Source organism: Corallincola luteus (assembly GCF_004336975.1).
Lineage (GTDB): Bacteria > Pseudomonadota > Gammaproteobacteria > Enterobacterales > Neiellaceae > Corallincola > Corallincola holothuriorum.
Genome location: NZ_SJXE01000001.1, coordinates 1,001,854 through 1,019,163 on the forward strand (window position 1 = coordinate 1,001,854; position 17,310 = coordinate 1,019,163).

The 17,310-nt window shown below is 47.6% G+C and carries 24 protein-coding genes; 12 read left to right on the plus strand and 12 right to left on the minus strand.

All coding sequences use genetic code 11. The annotated features are described in order from the left end of the window. The first annotated feature begins 77 nt into the window (after positions 1-77). The 6 genes from EZV61_RS04380 to EZV61_RS04405 all read left to right on the plus strand — a co-directional run bounded on the left by EZV61_RS04380 (position 78) and on the right by EZV61_RS04405 (position 3,309). The gene (locus EZV61_RS04380) at positions 78-338 is read left to right on the plus strand and encodes a DUF5062 family protein (protein WP_114338736.1); all 261 of its coding nucleotides are present in this window, start codon (positions 78-80) and stop codon (positions 336-338) included. A gap of 46 nt (positions 339-384) precedes the next feature. Beyond that, the gene (locus EZV61_RS04385; RefSeq protein WP_114338735.1) at positions 385-1,191 is read left to right on the plus strand and encodes a nucleotidyltransferase domain-containing protein; all 807 of its coding nucleotides are present in this window, start codon (positions 385-387) and stop codon (positions 1,189-1,191) included. A 279-nt stretch (positions 1,192-1,470) separates the two neighbouring features. Further along, positions 1,471-1,902 carry a GFA family protein gene (locus EZV61_RS04390; RefSeq protein WP_114338734.1) on the plus strand — a complete coding sequence of 144 codons (432 nt, stop codon included), beginning with the start codon at positions 1,471-1,473 and terminating at the stop codon, positions 1,900-1,902. A gap of 81 nt (positions 1,903-1,983) precedes the next feature. Further along, positions 1,984-2,301, plus strand: a complete 318-nt coding sequence (locus EZV61_RS04395) for a CPCC family cysteine-rich protein (RefSeq protein ID WP_131414463.1) — start codon at positions 1,984-1,986, stop codon at positions 2,299-2,301. Positions 2,302-2,326: 25 nt separating this feature from the next. After that, entirely contained in the window at positions 2,327-2,686 is a 360-nt protein-coding gene (locus EZV61_RS04400) for an MmcQ/YjbR family DNA-binding protein (protein ID WP_130566710.1), read from the plus strand. A 230-nt stretch (positions 2,687-2,916) separates the two neighbouring features. Then, positions 2,917-3,309, plus strand: a complete 393-nt coding sequence (locus EZV61_RS04405) for a DUF3192 domain-containing protein (RefSeq protein ID WP_114338720.1) — start codon at positions 2,917-2,919, stop codon at positions 3,307-3,309. An 83-nt stretch (positions 3,310-3,392) separates the two neighbouring features. Here the strand turns inward: EZV61_RS04405 and EZV61_RS04410 are convergent, their stop codons facing one another. From EZV61_RS04410 to EZV61_RS04425, 4 genes are all read right to left on the minus strand, one after another. Next, complete coding sequence (locus tag EZV61_RS04410) at positions 3,393-3,899, minus strand: hypothetical protein (protein WP_131414464.1); 507 nt, start codon at positions 3,897-3,899, stop codon at positions 3,393-3,395. 6 nt (positions 3,900-3,905) lie between these two features. Then, on the minus strand, positions 3,906-5,147 hold the full coding sequence (locus tag EZV61_RS04415) for an MFS transporter (protein ID WP_131414465.1): 1,242 nt from the start codon (positions 5,145-5,147) through the stop codon (positions 3,906-3,908). 87 nt (positions 5,148-5,234) lie between these two features. Continuing rightward, complete coding sequence (locus EZV61_RS04420) at positions 5,235-5,783, minus strand: zf-TFIIB domain-containing protein (RefSeq protein WP_131414466.1); 549 nt, start codon at positions 5,781-5,783, stop codon at positions 5,235-5,237. Between the two features lie 104 nt (positions 5,784-5,887). Continuing rightward, on the minus strand, positions 5,888-6,397 hold the full coding sequence (locus tag EZV61_RS04425; RefSeq protein WP_131414467.1) for a GNAT family N-acetyltransferase: 510 nt from the start codon (positions 6,395-6,397) through the stop codon (positions 5,888-5,890). Between the two features lie 256 nt (positions 6,398-6,653). Between EZV61_RS04425 and EZV61_RS04430 the strand changes: the two genes are divergently transcribed. Both EZV61_RS04430 and EZV61_RS04435 read left to right on the plus strand, forming a co-directional pair. Beyond that, the gene (locus tag EZV61_RS04430) at positions 6,654-7,007 is read left to right on the plus strand and encodes a DUF805 domain-containing protein (protein WP_114338716.1); all 354 of its coding nucleotides are present in this window, start codon (positions 6,654-6,656) and stop codon (positions 7,005-7,007) included. 190 nt (positions 7,008-7,197) lie between these two features. After that, positions 7,198-8,514 (plus strand): glycerophosphodiester phosphodiesterase family protein, encoded by a 1,317-nt coding sequence (locus EZV61_RS04435; protein ID WP_131414468.1) that lies wholly within the window; start codon positions 7,198-7,200, stop codon positions 8,512-8,514. Between the two features lie 336 nt (positions 8,515-8,850). On the opposite strand, the gene EZV61_RS04440 is transcribed toward EZV61_RS04435, so the two are convergent. The 3 genes from EZV61_RS04440 to EZV61_RS04450 form a co-directional block, all read right to left on the minus strand. Further along, positions 8,851-9,045 carry a DUF4250 domain-containing protein gene (locus EZV61_RS04440; RefSeq protein ID WP_130566616.1) on the minus strand — a complete coding sequence of 65 codons (195 nt, stop codon included), beginning with the start codon at positions 9,043-9,045 and terminating at the stop codon, positions 8,851-8,853. After that, positions 9,045-9,254, minus strand: coding sequence for a DUF2061 domain-containing protein (locus tag EZV61_RS04445; RefSeq protein WP_131414469.1), 210 nt, complete (start codon positions 9,252-9,254; stop codon positions 9,045-9,047). The genes EZV61_RS04440 and EZV61_RS04445 overlap by 1 nt, the downstream gene beginning before the upstream one ends. Positions 9,255-9,401: 147 nt before the next feature. After that, a complete protein-coding gene (locus EZV61_RS04450; RefSeq protein WP_131414470.1) occupies positions 9,402-10,094 on the minus strand; it encodes a hypothetical protein in 693 nt (230 codons plus the stop codon). 526 nt (positions 10,095-10,620) lie between these two features. On the opposite strand from EZV61_RS04450, the gene EZV61_RS04455 reads away from it, so the two are divergent. The 4 genes from EZV61_RS04455 (at position 10,621) to EZV61_RS04470 (ending at position 13,190) form a co-directional block, all read left to right on the plus strand. Then, the gene (locus tag EZV61_RS04455) at positions 10,621-11,871 is read left to right on the plus strand and encodes a DUF819 family protein (protein WP_131414471.1); all 1,251 of its coding nucleotides are present in this window, start codon (positions 10,621-10,623) and stop codon (positions 11,869-11,871) included. Between the two features lie 122 nt (positions 11,872-11,993). Then, on the plus strand, positions 11,994-12,380 hold the full coding sequence (locus EZV61_RS04460; RefSeq protein WP_131414472.1) for a hypothetical protein: 387 nt from the start codon (positions 11,994-11,996) through the stop codon (positions 12,378-12,380). Between the two features lie 80 nt (positions 12,381-12,460). After that, complete coding sequence (locus EZV61_RS04465) at positions 12,461-12,856, plus strand: hypothetical protein (RefSeq protein WP_131414473.1); 396 nt, start codon at positions 12,461-12,463, stop codon at positions 12,854-12,856. Further along, on the plus strand, positions 12,843-13,190 hold the full coding sequence (locus tag EZV61_RS04470) for a hypothetical protein (protein WP_131414474.1): 348 nt from the start codon (positions 12,843-12,845) through the stop codon (positions 13,188-13,190). Before EZV61_RS04465 ends, EZV61_RS04470 begins: the two co-directional genes overlap by 14 nt. 17 nt (positions 13,191-13,207) lie before the next feature. Here EZV61_RS04470 and EZV61_RS04475 read toward each other — a convergent pair whose 3' ends face one another. From EZV61_RS04475 to EZV61_RS04495, 5 genes are all read right to left on the minus strand, one after another. Next, entirely contained in the window at positions 13,208-13,783 is a 576-nt protein-coding gene (locus EZV61_RS04475; RefSeq protein WP_205695320.1) for a DJ-1 family glyoxalase III, read from the minus strand. 89 nt (positions 13,784-13,872) lie between these two features. Further along, positions 13,873-14,784, minus strand: a complete 912-nt coding sequence (locus EZV61_RS04480) for a ketopantoate reductase family protein (RefSeq protein ID WP_131414475.1) — start codon at positions 14,782-14,784, stop codon at positions 13,873-13,875. Further along, the gene (locus tag EZV61_RS04485) at positions 14,774-15,163 is read right to left on the minus strand and encodes a VanZ family protein (protein WP_240695145.1); all 390 of its coding nucleotides are present in this window, start codon (positions 15,161-15,163) and stop codon (positions 14,774-14,776) included. Before EZV61_RS04485 ends, EZV61_RS04480 begins: the two co-directional genes overlap by 11 nt. Before the next feature lie 162 nt (positions 15,164-15,325). Next, positions 15,326-16,471 carry a trypsin-like serine protease gene (locus EZV61_RS04490; RefSeq protein ID WP_130566713.1) on the minus strand — a complete coding sequence of 382 codons (1,146 nt, stop codon included), beginning with the start codon at positions 16,469-16,471 and terminating at the stop codon, positions 15,326-15,328. Positions 16,472-16,737: 266 nt separating this feature from the next. Continuing rightward, complete coding sequence (locus EZV61_RS04495; RefSeq protein ID WP_114338705.1) at positions 16,738-17,244, minus strand: 3'-5' exonuclease; 507 nt, start codon at positions 17,242-17,244, stop codon at positions 16,738-16,740. Positions 17,245-17,310: the final 66 nt, after the last annotated feature.

The following is a 17,310-nucleotide window of genomic DNA, read 5'->3' on the forward strand; positions in this document are numbered from 1 at the left end:
GCGAGTTCCGCTATGCTGCGTGCAATCGTGAGCATCTGGCTCATATAGGAACTGCACAACTGCGGATGGAGAGGCCCTTGAAGAAGCTAAAAAATGAACAACAGTTGGTGAAGCTTGCTTTGAAGGTTGGCCAGAATTATGCGGTCAATCGCGGCTTTTCAGATTTTCCAGAAACGGCGCACGCGAAAGAAAAAATCGAGTGTATCTATCGCCTGTTAGTATCCGATGGCTTGGTGACGCCACTTCCTGAAGACCAAGAAGATGCCCAGTCTTTGCGTCATCGATTGGCCGTTTGGGTGATGAAAAAACTACCGCCAGAGCACCCCCTGCTGCAGTAATGCCAATTTTAATTTGATGATCAAGCCAACGACTTTAAGGACGACCATGGCATATTCAGACTGCTTTAATGACTTAATCCGGGAATTCTCCGAATTACCGCAAGTGGATGCTATTTTACTGGCGGGCTCCCGTGGCGCGGAGCGTGCGGATCCCGATTCAGATTATGATGTGTACGTTTACCTCAATCGCGCTCTGCCGGTAGAGCAACGTAAGGCGATTACCGATCGTCATTGTCAGATGATGGAGCTAAACAATCAGTTCTGGGAAACAGAAGATGATGGCGTGCTCAATGACGGCGTCGAGATCGAGCTTATCTATCGCGGCCTGGAGTGGCTGGAAGGCGAGCTAAGTCGCGTGGTTGAACTTCATCAGGTCGGTGTTGGCTACACCACCTGTTTTTGGGCCAATTTACTCGATTCAAAGATCCTGTTTGATCGCACCGGTAAGGCGACTGAGTTGCAGTCGCGTTTTAACGTGCCATACCCGCCACTGTTAAAGCAGGCCATTGTCGATAAGTGCTTTCCATTGATGAAAGCGCAGATCCCTGCTTACTATCATCAGCTGAAAAAAGCGCTGAAACGAGAAGACAGGATCAGTGTCAATCATCGTATCGCCGAGATGTTAGCTGCCTATTTTGACATGTTGTTTGCGGTCAATGAGATCCCCCACCCCGGCGAGAAGCGCATGTTGTCACTGCTGTTAGCCAAGGGGAACAAGTTCCCTGTCGGTCTACAAGATGATTTGCAGCAGTTGTTGGAAGGTGCAGCCACGGGAGGCGAGGAGCTACTCGCTGTGGTTGAGCGAATGACTATCGCGTTGCAAACCTTGTTAGAGCAAGAAGGGTTGAAATAACTCGTAGCGCTGAGACGCCTTACTTTATGCGATAAGTCGCTCTCGCAATCAGCCCGACCATCTAGGCCGGGCTTTTTTGTTGTTGGCGTTCGCTGTGAACGCGAGAACTGCGTGACCAAAGCACAAACTTGTTGCTGCGTTTCAGCCGTCAACCCAAAGCCAATAAAAAAAGCTACCGTCGGCGTTGAGTTTCGTCTAACTTAAATCGTAACGGAATCGACCTAAGACACTTCTTTGGCAATCTTATGAAGATATTGCCAATGGGTTTAGGGAGCTGGCATGTACGGACAATGTTTATGTGGTGCTATTGCGTTTGAGGTGTCGTCGCCCACCAAGTGGAGCGCACATTGCCATTGTAGCCGCTGTCGTCAGGCGCATGGCGCAGCCTTTGTGACCTGGTTTGGCGTATCTGCGCAGCAAGTTAAGTTGATGCATGAAGACAATACGCTGCGTTGGTTTGATTCTTCCGAAAATGCCCAGCGCGGTTTCTGTAGTACCTGCGGTAGTACACTCTTTTTTCGTTCCGAACGTTGGCCCGGTGAGTTACACATCGCTCTGGCGGCAATGCAAGAGCCGATAGACCGCCCGGTCAGCGCCCATGTCTATTTTGATTCTCATGTTCCCTGGCTCACCGATACCGATGCGCTGCCAAAATATGGCGGTGACAGTGGTACTGAGCCCTTATCTCAATCAGAGGAGGAGAGACGCTGATATCACCTGAATAGTTGGTGGTATCAGGCAATTCGCGCTAGTCAGTTTTATAACAATGCGATCTTCAACAGGAGGCTCCAGATGACTCGTAATGCCGACCAAGCAACATGCCCGCAGTTGCTTTTGCAGTGTCCCTGCTGTGATTACTTTACTCTCGACCAACGTGATCGATATGAGATCTGCCCCGTCTGTTATTGGGAAGATGAACCATTACTTGATGAGCGTGAAGCGTCATCAGCTAATCTGGGAATGGCACTGGCTGATGCACGGATTAATTTTCTTGCCATCGGCGCCTGTTACCCGTCAATGAAAAAACATGTACTAGCGGAAAGCAAACGCAGCATGTTCCAGCATATACAGCGCCCAGTGGTGGTACCCAAAGAGCGATTTAGCAGCTAGCAAAAAGGAGCTTTAATTGGCAAACCTGGACCAACCGAAAGCGCTTCGCCAATACCTATTGGCGAAGCCAGATGTAACCGAGTCATTTCCATTTGGCGATGATGTCGCCGTGTTCAAAGTGCGCAACAAGATGTTTGCTCTGTTTGGCATCGAAGAGGGCGTGGTGAGATTAAATTTGAAATGCGATCCCGACGAAGCCTGCGCATTGCGGGATATCTACCCCTCGGTGATCCCGGGATACCATATGAATAAAAAGCATTGGAATACCGTGATATGCGACGGCAGTGTACCGCAAGGTGAGCTGTCTAGAATGATTGATAACTCATTCAGTTTAGTCGTCGCGACCTTGCCTAAGAAGCAGCAAATTGGGTTATTGGCTGACTGAAACCCTGAATCGACCAGCCTTATCTAGGCACTCAATTACATTACAATTGAACGTCCTGATGAGTAATCACTCCTTTTCATATTCATGGCGCGTGCTGTTTTGAAAGGGCTGGGTTGGCGTTTGTTTTAATTTGAAACATTTTAGCCGGGGTTAGCCAGTGCAATCTGGGCGAGACCCTGTAATCTAAAATGGGAGACAGGTAATAGTTGCAGAGCGCAGTAAGGATGGCCATGAACAAAGACAATCGCATACTTGGAAAAATCGTCATTGCTGGCCTACTGGTTTACGGGCTGGGTGTGTATTCCTGGGATAAAGTGATGGGCAGTTATCCTGAAAATATGGATTGGGAAGATCGGCAGGTTTATAACCGTAATTACATAAACAGTCTCAGCCTAGACACACCAATACTACAATCCACAATCATAGAGGAGCTTGGCGCACCGGATATCGCCGAGGCGATCACGTTCGAAGACTATACCTATCAAGTTGTATTCTACCGTACCCAACATGTCAGCTCGGACGCCAAAACGACCAAGGATGAATGCACGCCTTTGTTGTTTAAAAATGGTGAGTTGGTCGCATTCGGTGAGGGGACTTATAAGCGTTATATCGATGCATTGTAGTGAGAAAAGCTCCATCGATGATCACCGCACAATTTCGGCTCTTAAGCTGCTGCTCAGTTAACGGCGGCACAGCGACAGTTTCGTTACTGAGTGGACCTCTTTTGCCAGTAGTTAACAACAACCAATCCAGCAGTCCCCAATAGACCAGCGTAGAGGCATGCCTGGTGTAAGGTTGCCGCCGATATCATGCCCAATATCGGATTTTCGAGAGATATCGGCCACCAAGGTTGCAGATCACCATGCATCAGCGCATCCAACAGTACGTGGCTGTAGCAGCCTATCGCTGCTGATGTCGCAGCAACTGGCCAGCTAATGGGTAAATGGGGTGCAGAGCGCGAGCGCAAAGCGAGCAAACGGAGCCCCCACTCGCCAAGGTATTTACCGCTGACACAAGACAGGGTGGAGAGCAGGCTGGCGCCAATTAATGTATGGCTAAAACCGTGCAGGTGCCCCTCTCCCGTCAGTAAGACAATGAGGGGCTGGATATCCATAACAATCTGACTCCAGCCAAACACCATCAGGCTGAAGCTGCCTTGAAACAGAGCCTTGATAAGCAGCCCCGGCCCCATATGAAATGGTGTGAAAGGCATTACTTTCTACTGCTTAAGTTGTTCTGATTGTGGGCTAGTAATCTTTCGGCTATTAAGCGTTCTCAATACGCCGACGCTGACCAATATGATAGTAGTTGCCGTTAACAAAAAGCTTATTATCGTCGGCAAAGAGGTTAACGTCATCGGCCCTAAAAAATGAGGTAAACTATTTGCAAGCCCCCCCGCAAATATGACAACGGCAAAGCTGGTAGCTATGAAACGCTGACTTCCATATTGGGAGACGAGTGAAATAATTACAGGGGCAATCAAGACTTCGGAAAAACCCAACAGCACTTCAATTACCAAGATTTGCACTAAGAGTTGATCGTTATTGCCATACAGTGCGGATGTTAATACCTGACTTGCACCAACCAAACACAATATGCCGGCAGCGAGTTTTAACCAACTGTTAACTGGGACGAAGATCCAGGCAATGCCCAATGGTAGCCAGAGGAAAGATGTCAAAAATGGGCCAATGGCGTGGGTCAGCCCCCCTAAATCAATGGACTGCTGAAGTGGGTACAATTGATTGGATATCTCGTCGAAGACGTACCAAAATGTGCAGGAGAGTCCACATGCGAATAAAATAATTAAGATTGGGGTCAAGACTGAGCGCAAAGTGCGTGTTGATGGCCTGCCGTGAGTTTCCGTTTGGGTTATATGAGGAAAGAAAAATAGTAAACCGCCAGATAACAACATGAACAGAGCAAGCGGGATAAAGCTTCCAGAATAACCGATAAGTTGAGTGGTCCAGCCAACGAACAAACCGCTGATGAGAGCACCGATGGTGGTGCCCAAATATAGCAAAGTAAATACACCGTCCTGTTTTGCCCCTACTCCGCGACAGATATCGGCAGTTAAGGCCCATATGGCGGGTCGAAAAAAGCTTGTGCCTAGTGCAATGAGTATCAAACTAGGCCAAAGCAATGTTGCGCTACTGAATGATAGATACAGCCCGAAGAGCCCTATTGCGCTCATTACCGCCCCTGACAATATGGTATTGATCCTGCTTAGTAAAAAATCAGCACAGAACCCACCAATCATGACGAGTAGATAGGACAGCATTGTGAAGATGCCAAAGTAAGATATCGCGTCATTTGTAGCGATGCCTAAGCCACCCTCGGCTGTTGCCTGCACCAAAAAAAGTACTAAAATCGCCCTAAAACCGTAATATCCGAGACGCTCAAGTGTTAGTGCGGAAAAAATAAATACGAGTCTGGGAAGTCTTGTGTTGTGTTTTGTATTCATCACATTCCTTGTTTTTATCTTTATCGACACGCGTTAAGAATAAGCGTATTTTTTCGTTTAGGAGCGTTATCTAAACATTAAAGGGGGCTACTTTTCTGCCGTATAGGGATCTTCGGCCAAAAGATAGGTTCGTAGGTCCGCTTTATTCGGCTGGGAATCAAGCCAGGCGCGGAGCTCTTTTGCTTTTTGGTAACCTGCTTCACCAAATTTTTCTCGATAAAGCGCGGCAAAGGTTTGCTGACTGCTTTGTTGCTGAATAGAGCGCTGCCATTGCTGGGTCAGTACGCTATTCAGTGAGCCTGCCAGCCCCTCTTTTTTCAGCAGTTCCCATTCGCCTTTATCTAGCCAAACACCACCAACAGCCGCGCTGTAGTCAATGCGGTGGGCAGTGTCAGCGGATAATTTGAACTTGCGCATGATGGTGCCCGAGACAGGGCAGAAGAGGGCTGTTTTACTGTCTTCCGCTTCTAAAGATGCATTAGATGCAAATGGGTGATCAGGATGTTGCTCTTTCCAGCTGACGTAGTCTTCGATGAGTAGCCAATTACCTTCGCAATGGTTACAGGTATGAGCGCGGAACAGGCCGTCGATAAAACTAGGAACTAGATCACCCTGTTTACAGCTAGTGCATTTCATGAATATTGTCCTTTGTTGTTAAGTGGTAACGCTTTCTTATCAGCTATTTTGCAATAAAAACAGTTAATTAAACCATCGGTTAGCGCAATGGTTAGCTGAGTTTGCTATCCGAAATAGTCATATCGATTAAAAGTGAAGCCTAACTTTTCATACTGCTCAGTATGTTTGAAGCCAAGGCGCATGAGAATCTTACTGGAAGCATGGTTCTCGGTAACGACCTCTCCTACGATGTGGTTGATGCCGAGTTGGTTTTTGGCGTAGGTGAGTGTGGCTGCAACCGCTTCTAAACCTAAGCCTTGCCCCCAATATTCCGGCAGCATGCGATAGCCGATGTCTGGTGCGTTGAACTGTGGCATATATTTGAGGCCACAGAAGCCGATAACTCGATTATCCGCCTTATGTACCAGGGCATAACGGGCGTAGCCATATTGTTGGTACTCTGCGAGCCAGACATCACGGATCACCTGCTCAGCATCCGCCAAGGTTGTCATATCTCCCGCATCGCCGGTATAGCGCGAGACTTCAGCATGAGTGCCAAACTCGAATACCGCCTCGACATCCTCAAGGGTGAACTCTCGCATGATTAACCGTGGTGTTTCGATCCGCGTGGTCATCAAAACGTTGCCTTCCTAGCTGAAAATTAGCTCTGTGGCGCCATGTAATGAGTGGATCACAGGGCGAAGAGCCTGTTTTTAGCATGAAACCGATATTTATAGCTTTTATTGCTGGTAAAAAAGTGCCCAACATTGGCTTTTTGCGAGCTATTTCTAGTCGTGGTTCACACACTTTTGCTCAGGCTATTGCCGCCGAATGCCACTTTCCTCTAAATTACCCTCTACAAAATTTAGTAATACACAATAGGATGTTGTTATGAGTTGGTTTCTTGCCGCACTTAAGAAGTATGCAACTTTTGCAGGACGTGCGCGTCGTTGTGAGTATTGGTACTTTGCCCTGTTTTATCTCCTGACTGTTATCGTGGCTGTTGTTATTGATGCCGTGATCGGGATTCCAATTTTCACTGTTGTGACTATGCTCGGTTTGATCATTCCTAGCATCTCAGTCACTGTCCGTCGTCTGCATGACACTGGCCGCTCCGGCTGGTGGTACTGGATTGTTTTGGTACCTATGGTTGGCGGTATCATCCTGTTAATCTTCATGCTGATTGACAGCGCTGAAGGTGAGAATGATTTCGGTCCAAACCCTAAGGTAGCTACAGCGCCTTAAGTTTAATTAGGCACTGAATAAAAGGACGCATTAGCGTCCTTTTTTTGTTGTAAATTATTGGCTTTTATCGGCCCCTGTCTTATTTCTATCAAACGTATGCCATCACTACGTCATATCGGCAAAGTATGTTTAGCCGCGGTCAGTTTGCCGTCGATCACTTCCATTTAACTAAGCTTATTTAGGAGGCGTTATGCGTTTAGTGACAGTGGCTTCGGCCCTGCTCCTTGGTTTGGGCTCTATAACCGTAACATGTTGGGTCAATGCAGCTGTTAAACCACAGATTGAGCCACCTATCGTCAAAGATCCTGATAACCCCATCGTTGTTAACGTGCCGCCGCAGTTCAGCCGCTTAAACGGCAACGTGCAGTTAGGGCCTCGTCCATTCTTTCTGCTGGATGATATGGCGCAGAGTCCATTGAAAGAGAAATTGAAGCGGTGTAAACGGGGTGTTTTTCACCCTTCTAAGTTTTCTATCGGCCACCGTGGTGCACCGATGCAGTTTCCCGAGCACACCCGAGAGTCTTATGTGGCCGCAGCAAAAATGGGAGCGGGGATCGTTGAGTGTGACGTGACCTTTACTCAAGACCGTGAGCTGGTATGTCGTCATTCTCAGTGTGATCTGCATAGCACCACCAATATTCTAGCGACACCGTTAGCCGATAAGTGTGCCGTACCGCCTCTGTTTGATGTTGATGGTACGCTGGCGAACGCTGCGGATATTCAATGTTGTACCAGTGATATAACGCTTGCCGAGTTTAAATCTCTGCAGGGTAAAATGGATGCTGCCAACCTCGAAGCCACCAGTATTGAAGAGTATATGAATGCCACAGCGGATTGGCGTACTGATATTTATACCGGTCCAGGCACGCTTCTAACCCATGCAGAAAGCATTGTATTGTTAGACTCACTGGATGTTGATTTCACTCCTGAGCTTAAGTCTCCCTCAGTGCCAATGCCATTTGAAGGTGACTATACGCAGCAGCAATATGCTTCACAGATGATCAACGAATATGTGGCTGCAGGGATTCATCCTAAGCGAGTCTGGCCACAGTCGTTTAACTACGCCGATGTGATCTATTGGATTAACCAACATAGTGAGTTTAGTCAGCAAGCAGTGCTGCTAGATGGCGTCTACGATACCCATGTTAGTCAGGCCAAGATGCAGCAATGGGTAGATCAGGGGGTGCGCGTGTTGGCACCGCCAATGTGGATGTTGCTTGATGTGAATGCTGAGGGAGCGATTGTACCGTCACAATACGCATTGAACGCGCAAGCCGTGGGGTTCAAGCTCATAACCTGGACATTGGAGCGTTCGGGGTTGTTGAAAGACAATGGTGGTTGGTATTACCAATCCCTCAATGGTGACACGGGCGGGTTAGATGTGATCCATCGTGATGGCGATAGTTTGGAAGTGTTGCACGTGTTGGCGAATGATGTAGGTGTGATAGGTGTCTTTTCTGACTGGCCAGCCACGACAACTTTCTACGCTAATTGTATGGGGAAATAGTGTTTCTCTCTTTGGGAGAGTAACCGCCGTTTTACCGGTTTTACATGGCCCGCACTAATAGATGCGGGCTTTATTTATATGAGATTGGTGTTATCTAATCAGTGCACCGGACAATTAAGAAAAGGCTGAATAGCCTACTCGATAGCTGTCTCGTCCTTCTTGGTAACGTTATCTACCGTGTTGTTACCATGGAAGGGAATAACCACGGTTATCTGGTTTTATGTTGTCATCAATGCTTAGAGCAGGGGGAAACTGCGAGTCGGCTGATAAGGAAGTGACAGTAGCCTCTTTAAATTAAGGGCAGCATTAGGCTCGGTAGGCAGGGGATATTTGCCATTATGTCGGCCGAAATTGGTTCTGCGCCGACTGATACTGGTAACCGGCAGAAGAGAGCTTTGCTATGAGAGCCGCTTCGTCTATATCCATCGCTTGGCATAACCTGGCTAGCGAAGAATAATCATTCCTTAATTTCATATTGATCAAGCTATACAGCAGATCCGGGTCCATCTGTTGAAAATGGCTTATTTGCATTATATCCCCTCTACCGCTGGCAACATCTTGTTCGCTTGCTGACGCTTGATGCGTACCCAGATCTTTTCATGAAAGTAGTAAGCCACAGTGTTTACCGCTGGTTCCACTAAGGCGACTAAGCCGCCGACAATGATGTCACCTGTTAGTAAATAAGCTACGGCAAAAGCCACGCTAAAGTGCATTACAGCAAAAGTGATTGTTTTAATCATTTTTCATTCCTCTTGTTTATTTATGCAAATGATAATCATTATCATTTGGTGTGTCTAGTGGTTTTTATCTATGTCTGTAAGAGGCTGGAGCTATTAAAAAGGGGAGCTTCGAGCTCCCCTGAAAATGAAGGATGAAACAATCTTTGTTTATTCGGCGACGAAGGTCACTAGCGGGGTTGTCATTACGTATTGCTCGCCATTGGTGAGCGAATACTCAATGGTGAATTGATGGACTGGATCGGTGGTTGGCGCTTCGCTTAATCGTATCTGCAGTAACTGATAAGCGTCGGGTGTTTGCGCGACGTACTCGGCTAGTGTGTATGGTGTTGCTACGTCTGTATCTGCATCGTAGCTATAGCCATCTTTATAGGCCCATTGTACGATAAATAGTTCATTCAGTTCTGATCCTGCGGGGTATTGTTCAGAAAAGTCTTGATCAGAAGTGATGCGAATAGCGTCGATCTCTTCATAATAGATATCCTCAGCGGGAGTACAAGCATAAGCTTTACTGATAAAGAGACCATTCAGGGCATCAAACCAGGAGTGGGTTGTTGATGATACCAATGGCGTATTTTCGATATCGGCAGTGAGCGATAAAAGGTAGTTTTCAGCGTTAGTTTCAGCAGCGTCTTCAAGTGGCGATAATTCAAAAGTGAAATAAGGGGATTCGTAGGGGTAAGGATCATTTTCTGGTTGGTACTCGAAAGGTGTCACCTGCATAGCAATGATATTTGCTTCGTACGCTATAAGTTCATCACAGTTCCAGTTGTCATTAGAATCGTCGCACGCTGTGATGGCTAAAGTTGAGAGTGCAATTACAGGGAGGGCTTTGAACTTCATGGCCTAACATTCCTTGTCTAACTAAATTAAAAAACTATTTTAAATCATCCCCTCAACTCGGTCTGTTAGTTAAATCATGTTTAGTAGAAGTTATCTGCGTGGTTTTCTACTCATTGGAGGAGGCAGTCAATTGTCACTTTACATCCATAATTCTTGGATTTCGGATTGTACTGATAGATCGATAAATTATCCCAGAATTCATATACACCAAACATTCTCGCACCCAGTTCGCTATTGTGATTTATAATCCGACGCTATGATAGGGGGACAGCTCTTTACGTGGGTTAGGTTTTTTAGGCTTTACTATTAAACCTCTATGTTAATCAGTGCATTAGGGGGTTTTTTGCTGTTGTTTGGCTATATCATTGTTCGCTGGTGTGAAGATGGATTTTCTGTCAGATTTCTATGTTGTTAATGATTGTGGCAAGCTTGGGCGAAAATTCCACAGCTCATGCCGGCGTTGGGGAAGTGTTCCTACCGCTTTGGTGTGAAATAAATAGAAAATTCAATAGAAGTAGATCTTTCCATGCACGCAGAAACCGCATTGATCACCAATGACGCAACTATCCTAGGGATCCTGGCCGTTATGCTAGGGGGTATTTTTTACACCGCTTACTCTTCTCACCCGTTTTGGCGCAAGTTTTATAAGTATGTGCCGGCCATTTTACTGTGTTATTTCCTACCCTCCTTTTTAAATACCTTTGGTGTGGTGGATGGTCATGATTCTAATCTCTATTTTGTTGCGTCCCGCTATCTGCTTCCTGCTTGTTTGGTATTGCTAACGCTGAGTGTTGATTTAAAAGCGATTACGAAGCTAGGCAACAAGGCGGTGATTCTGTTTTTGACTGGTACTGTAGGCATCGTCATCGGTGGACCTATTGCCATTCTGCTGGTCTCTGTGTTTGCTCCAGAAGTGCTTGGTGGTAATGGCCCTGACGCCGTATGGCGGGGCATGACAACGGTTGCTGGTAGTTGGATCGGCGGTGGCGCCAATCAGGCAGCAATGAAAGAGGTCTATGATGTCGGCGGCCATATCTTCTCAGTGATGGCTACTGTGGATGTGGTCATGGCCAACATTTGGATGGCCATTCTGCTGCTGATGGCCGGTAATGCAAAGAAAATTGATGCAAGAACCGGTGCTGATACATCGGCTATCGAAGCACTGAAAGAACGGGTAGAAAAGTTCCACGCTGAACATGGACGGATCCCACATATGAAGGACCTAATGGTGATGATCGCTATCGGTTTTGGTGTGACTGGTATTGGTCATGCGTTAGCCGATGTGTTGGCTCCCTGGTTTGCAGACAATGTCAGTTTTGCAGACCGGCTAAGCCTTAATAAGCACTTTTTCTGGCTGATCATTATCGCCACCACACTGGGGTTGATGCTGTCATTCACTAAAGCTAGAAAACTGGAAGCTGTTGGCGCGTCGAAAGTGGGCTCGGTGATGCTGTATATCTTGATCGCAACCATAGGCTTGCACATGGATATCACCGCTATTGTGGAAACGCCGCTTTACTTCCTGATCGGTGCTATCTGGATGGTCATTCATGCCCTGTTGATGCTGTTAGTGGCGAAGCTGATTAAAGCACCACTGTTCTATATGGCGGTGGGGAGCCAGGCTAATGTTGGTGGCGCCGCTTCTGCGCCGGTTGTCGCCTCGGCGTTTCATCCTGCATTAGCGCCGGTTGGTGTGTTGCTGGCTGTGCTTGGATATGTATTAGGGACTTATATGGCGTGGTTCTGTGGTCAGTTACTGCAGTTGGTTGCGGTTTAATCTCATGCGCTGGAGATAGAACAATGGGTTTGATTGGCTGATGTTTTGCGGTGATGTAGCAGCTAGAATGTCATTTATTCACTTTCCGCTAGCAGTTCACTATTTGGCGAAGGAGTGTGCAGGTGGAGCCCCATGGGTATGTTGAGCTAAGCTGGCACGATCAGCTGTTGACGGTTATTGCCAACGAGTCGTTTAATTGTGAGGGCATCGAACAGGGTGTTGCGCAAAGTGTTGCGGCGATAGAACACAGGGCATGCGATGAATTTGTCCGGCTTGAGGTGCTGGGCGAGCAAGTCATGACGACGCGGCAAGGGATTGAACTGATCACAGCACATTACCGCTGGTGCTTGCAGCACGGTGCTAAGGCGATAGCGGTTGTTTCACCCAATGCCAGTATGTTTGGTCACCTTTTCGAGTCACTGAGCGTAGAGCCGCGTTTTGGTATTTTTAAAAACCAACAACAGGCTCTTGTTTGGCTCGAGCAACACTTGTCTACGCCGTCAGCTTGAATTGCTTAGTCCTACTTGTTCTTTTTGCTACTAATTCTGTTAGTCTCAGCAGATGATTGTCAGCAACAGCAAGTGTATTCATGAGTGATAAAAATCAACATCCCTCTTCTCCTTTAACCAAAAAGCATTACCGTCGACTTGGCTTGCTGGCGACGTTAATTATGGCGGGTGTGATTTGGTTGTTGTTGGATCTTCGCCCCCAGATATCAGTGAATAATGGCGGCGCTAAGCCATTATCTGCAGTGCAGTTTGATTTGTCGCATACCCATATCAGCTTCGGTGAAGTCGCGGCTTTCGACAGTCAAACCATTTACCACCTGCCACTATCCGATGCCGCTGTGGTGAGGTTCTCTTTGCAGTTTGCCGATGGTAGTTCGACGTTGGGGCGCTGTGGCAAACTTACGGATTGGGCATTGGCCAGCCGAGTGAGTTTAGATATTGACGAATTAGGAGCTGTTCGTTGTGAAGTGCGTTAGATATTGTGCTGCGCCGCTGCTACTTATGCTAATCATGCATGCCCCTTCCAGCTATGCGGATTCTGGCTGGTTAGCTGCGGCACCATTGCAAGGGTTGTCCGTTTCCAATAAAGGACGTTACACCATTGAAATGGAAGTTGAAAAGAACATCAGCGGTTGCCGTAATCCGCGACTGTTCTATATCGACTTCGAAGCGATTGGGGCAGAACAAGCCTATCAACTGTTGCTTCGGAGTATGCTGGCTGAACGTGCGGTGCAACTCTATGTCACCGGACGCTGCGCGTTAAAAGGCGTTGCAGAGGTCAGTGCGGTACGTTTACCGGCAAAACCCTAAGGCGCATTTTCCGCCGGTTACTCGATGGCTAGGCATAAGGGAGCTGCAGTGAGTTTACGCTTATCTGCACCGGCGAGTATCTCTATCAACGTCAGTGCAAACGTCATTGCTGTACCTGGTCCCTGACTGGTAACCAGCCTGTTGTCGTGGTCAATGACCACGGGCTGATCAGACATTAAATTCGCTGCTGGTAATTGCGCCTGGAAAGCCGGGTGGCAGGTGGCAGACCCCTTGATTAAGCCATGGGAGTGCAGAACCACCGCTGGAGCGGCACAGATAGCGGCGATCCAGCCGTTGCCTTGTTGTTGTTGTTGTTTCAACAGAGTTAAAAGCGGGGCAGTGTCGCGTAATAACTCTGCGCCCGGCATGCCGCCAGGCAGTGCGATCATGGCATACCGTTCATCTGTCAGTGTGGATATATGATGATCGGCGACCAGCTTGACGCCTCTCGATGCGCAGATCTCTAAGCCACCATCAGTTGTGCAGCTGGCGACAGTGACATCGATACCTGCGCGTCTTAACAGATCAATCATGGTGACGGCTTCTAGCTCTTCACTGCCGTCTGCGATCGGGACTAATACCTTGATGGTCATAACACATGGCTCCTATCGACAGAGCTTCAAGCTTTAGCGGTCGCTAGAAGAATGTCAATAACAGGTCGGTGACAGTTGGTGGCTATTCTCTACAGTAAGCTGGTACTGTTTTGTCTGCGTTCAAGCCGGCAAAGAGTCTCAAATAACTTGCTGTGGGTGGGAACAGCGATGCCAAAATGGGCCGCCCGAGAGACCACATAACCGGATATTTGATTGTTTTCCGTGGGGCGTCTCGCCGAGATATCTCTATTCATCGAGGAGTAGTTGGCCGCGGTCTTATCTATCACTTGATAAACCGTTTGCTGAATAAACTCAGGACTCAGATCAAGCCCCTCCGCGAGACTTAAGAGGGAGAACTCCTCACATAATGCTTGGATCTGTTGCGCAAAGCGTTGCGAGTTGAGATCGCCATTACGGCATTGATGCAGTGCGGTTAGCGGGTTGATGACACTGTTGATAGCTAATTTTAGCCATAGCTTGTGGTTAATGTTGTCGCTAAATTGACAGGGCGTTAATGCTTGATTGAGCAGCTCGGCGAACGCTGATTCTTGCTCACTGTTACGATCACCATAGCCAAATCCTAGCCAGGTTTCTCCTGCGCCTGTGTGCTTGAGTATGCCGTGCTCTAGCAGGGCACCGTGGCTACTGGTTCCCAACCAGATGGTGCAGTCTGGAAAACGCTTCTTCAACGGTGCCAGGGTACCCATGCCATTGTGTAACAACACAATCGTGGTACTCGGGCCAATCGCTCTGGCATGGGACTGTACCGCATCAACGGCTTGGTATGCCTTGGTCGTGACAAGCAAAATGTCATATAGCTCAGGCAGCTCTGTCGACAGGGCGACTTTCTGCAACCCTTGTGGCGTCATAAAGCTAACGGACTCCACTGTGCCTGCGCGGCTTAAGCCCGTCACCTGTGCGCCTAGTTTTGCTAAAGAGCCAGCATAAAGCTGACCAAGCGCACCCATGCCGAGTACGGTGATATGTGGGTTAACTGGCATGGTTGGACTCCTGCTGGAAAAAATGTCGATAGATTAAGCTGATGATGGCTGCAATCAGATAATAGGTGAGGGCACCAGCCATATCCGCTGCAAAATCCGCAATACTGGCGGTGCGATAAGGAAGATAGCTCTGCACCCATTCAATGAGCAACCCGTAACTTCCCAACAGCACCAGTTGATAACGGATCTTAAGTAACAGGCCATGGGAGATAAGCAATGCTAGGGCAAAAAAAGCCAGATAATGGCTGATTTTATCGTTGGGCATAGAGGCTTGTTTTGGAGGGTCGTTAAATGCCAGAACTGAGATAACAATAACGCAGATAACCAGCGTTACTATGTAGATCCAGCGGTTTTGTAGCAAAGACTTCAACAGAGCCATGGGTCTGATATCGGAAAAATGGTGAACTCAATCAGCATGTTAACAGAGGTGTATCTTGGGGTCACATAATAGTCCCTCATGGCGAGGGTAAATTCAGTTTTTGCACGCTAAAAATAAAAAAGGCGCCTGTGGTAGGCGCCTAACTGAATCTCACGCAGATAATTACGCTTTTCTACGCTTAAGCATCAAGCCTACCAGGCCCAGCCCAAGTAAGGCTAATGGGGCAGGCGCAGGTACTTTAGTGGTATTCAGGTAGTTGTTTATCCAGTCGCTGTAAGCGCCGTAAACGATGCCACCAAAGATGTCACCACCCGCACCATCATAGATTGGAATGCCGAACGTGTTGTTTGCCGCTAACAGGTACTCGCCGGTTGCTTCATCGTAAATAAATGATGGGCCACCTGAGTCGCCGCCACCAATGTTGGCTTCACCCCAAACCATGTTGTCCCAGTCGTTGGCATTTGGCAGTTGTTCGCTACAGATACCGTAGTAGAAGCAATGCGCATCTTCGTCGCCGGTTACGACGCCATCACTGTCACGATCACCGTCGAAGTCTGCGTACCAAACTTCTGCTAAGCCTTCGCTATTATCAGGGCCGAAAACGAAATCACCTTCGTCATCGGTTTCAAATAGGTCGACGACGTTTGCGCCGACACGCTTAACATCAAAGTCTGGAGACACGTAATAGCCATCGACGGCATCACCAGAGGTACCGTAGCCGACCATGACAAACTGGTCGTTGGCCATCACAGGACGATCAAGAAATTCATAAATTGGAATGTCGTCGCCGACAGGCTTGCTCAATTCAATCAGTGCGATGTCATCATTAACACAACCAAACGAACCATCTGGACAGATCCCAAAGCCTTCATAGTCAGGATGGATGGTGGCATTGCGTGCTGAAATAATGCTACCCGCGCGGTCATCACGATATGAACCATCATTATTTAATTGAATGGACAGGTTGTTATTTGGATTGGTGAGATCGATAGCAACGCCTGTGTCAGTCTCGTCGACACAGTGTGCCGCTGTGGCGACATGCCATTTATCGATCATCGCGCCAGTACAGATATAACCACCATCTTCATATTGAATATAGATGCTTACAACACCAGCAAAAGGCGAGCTTGCTACGTTTGGATCAACGCGGTCACCCGGTGAGTCTGGATTAACCGGGTCGTTTGGATTACCCGCTACAACCATGGGAGCAACGTTACTGGAGTGCAGGTTGCTTAGCGGCCCGGCATAGACATGGCCGGAGATCGCGAGTGTCGACGCCGCTACAGCGAGTGCGATTAGCTTTTTCATCTGGATTCCACCTTTTATTTTTTATGTAGTACTACTTCCGTGAATGTTGTAGCTAAGAAAGCCACGTAAGGTGTTAAGCAATATTTAATCCAAGTTATAGCTTTTTGATATAATTGAGTTTTTGCTCTGTTGAACTTTTGGGTTGTAAATAAATGTGACGCACATCTATAACCGACTGTCTAAATTAGTAAAAATTAATTCAATTTGGTTTCGGGGTGGTTTATGCGGGTATCTACTTACTTCTACTTCGTATGAAAAGTGAGCGTTTATTGGGTTCTGAGAAAGGTTAGTTGTAGCACGTGGGCATCTGCGCTGGCACGGTGACGGATGGTTTGCTGTTCTTGCTCGATCTTCTCTCTGGTTGCGTCCCACAGAGAGAGTTGCTTTTCCGTTAGCAGTTTTCTTAACGTCTCAATTTTAAATTTTGGGTAGATCTCTGCTTCGTCGAACAGTTTGTATACCCAGCTACTATCGTGACTCCAGGCATCTGAATAGACGGTCAATCCGGCTAGAATTTCATTTAGTTGATAAGCAACATCTTGTATCTCTAGGCCATGCTCATGCAGCGCCTGCCGCGATATTTTGTGTATTTTTTCTGCCTCCTCGGACCAATGCTGCCAGTGTTCTGCTGGCCTGATTAGAAAACAGTGACGCTCATTTGCCGGCATGGCTAAGCCTATCTCTATGGGATAACTGCCTGAGCCAAATCCTGAGGCTTCAACATCGATGATGATAGGCGCTTGTTGATTGTCGGCAGGGCGAACTAGGGTCACGGACGACAGCCCCTTTTAGTTAATTAACAGATAGTGATAGATAAATAGTAGCTGAATCAAACGGCT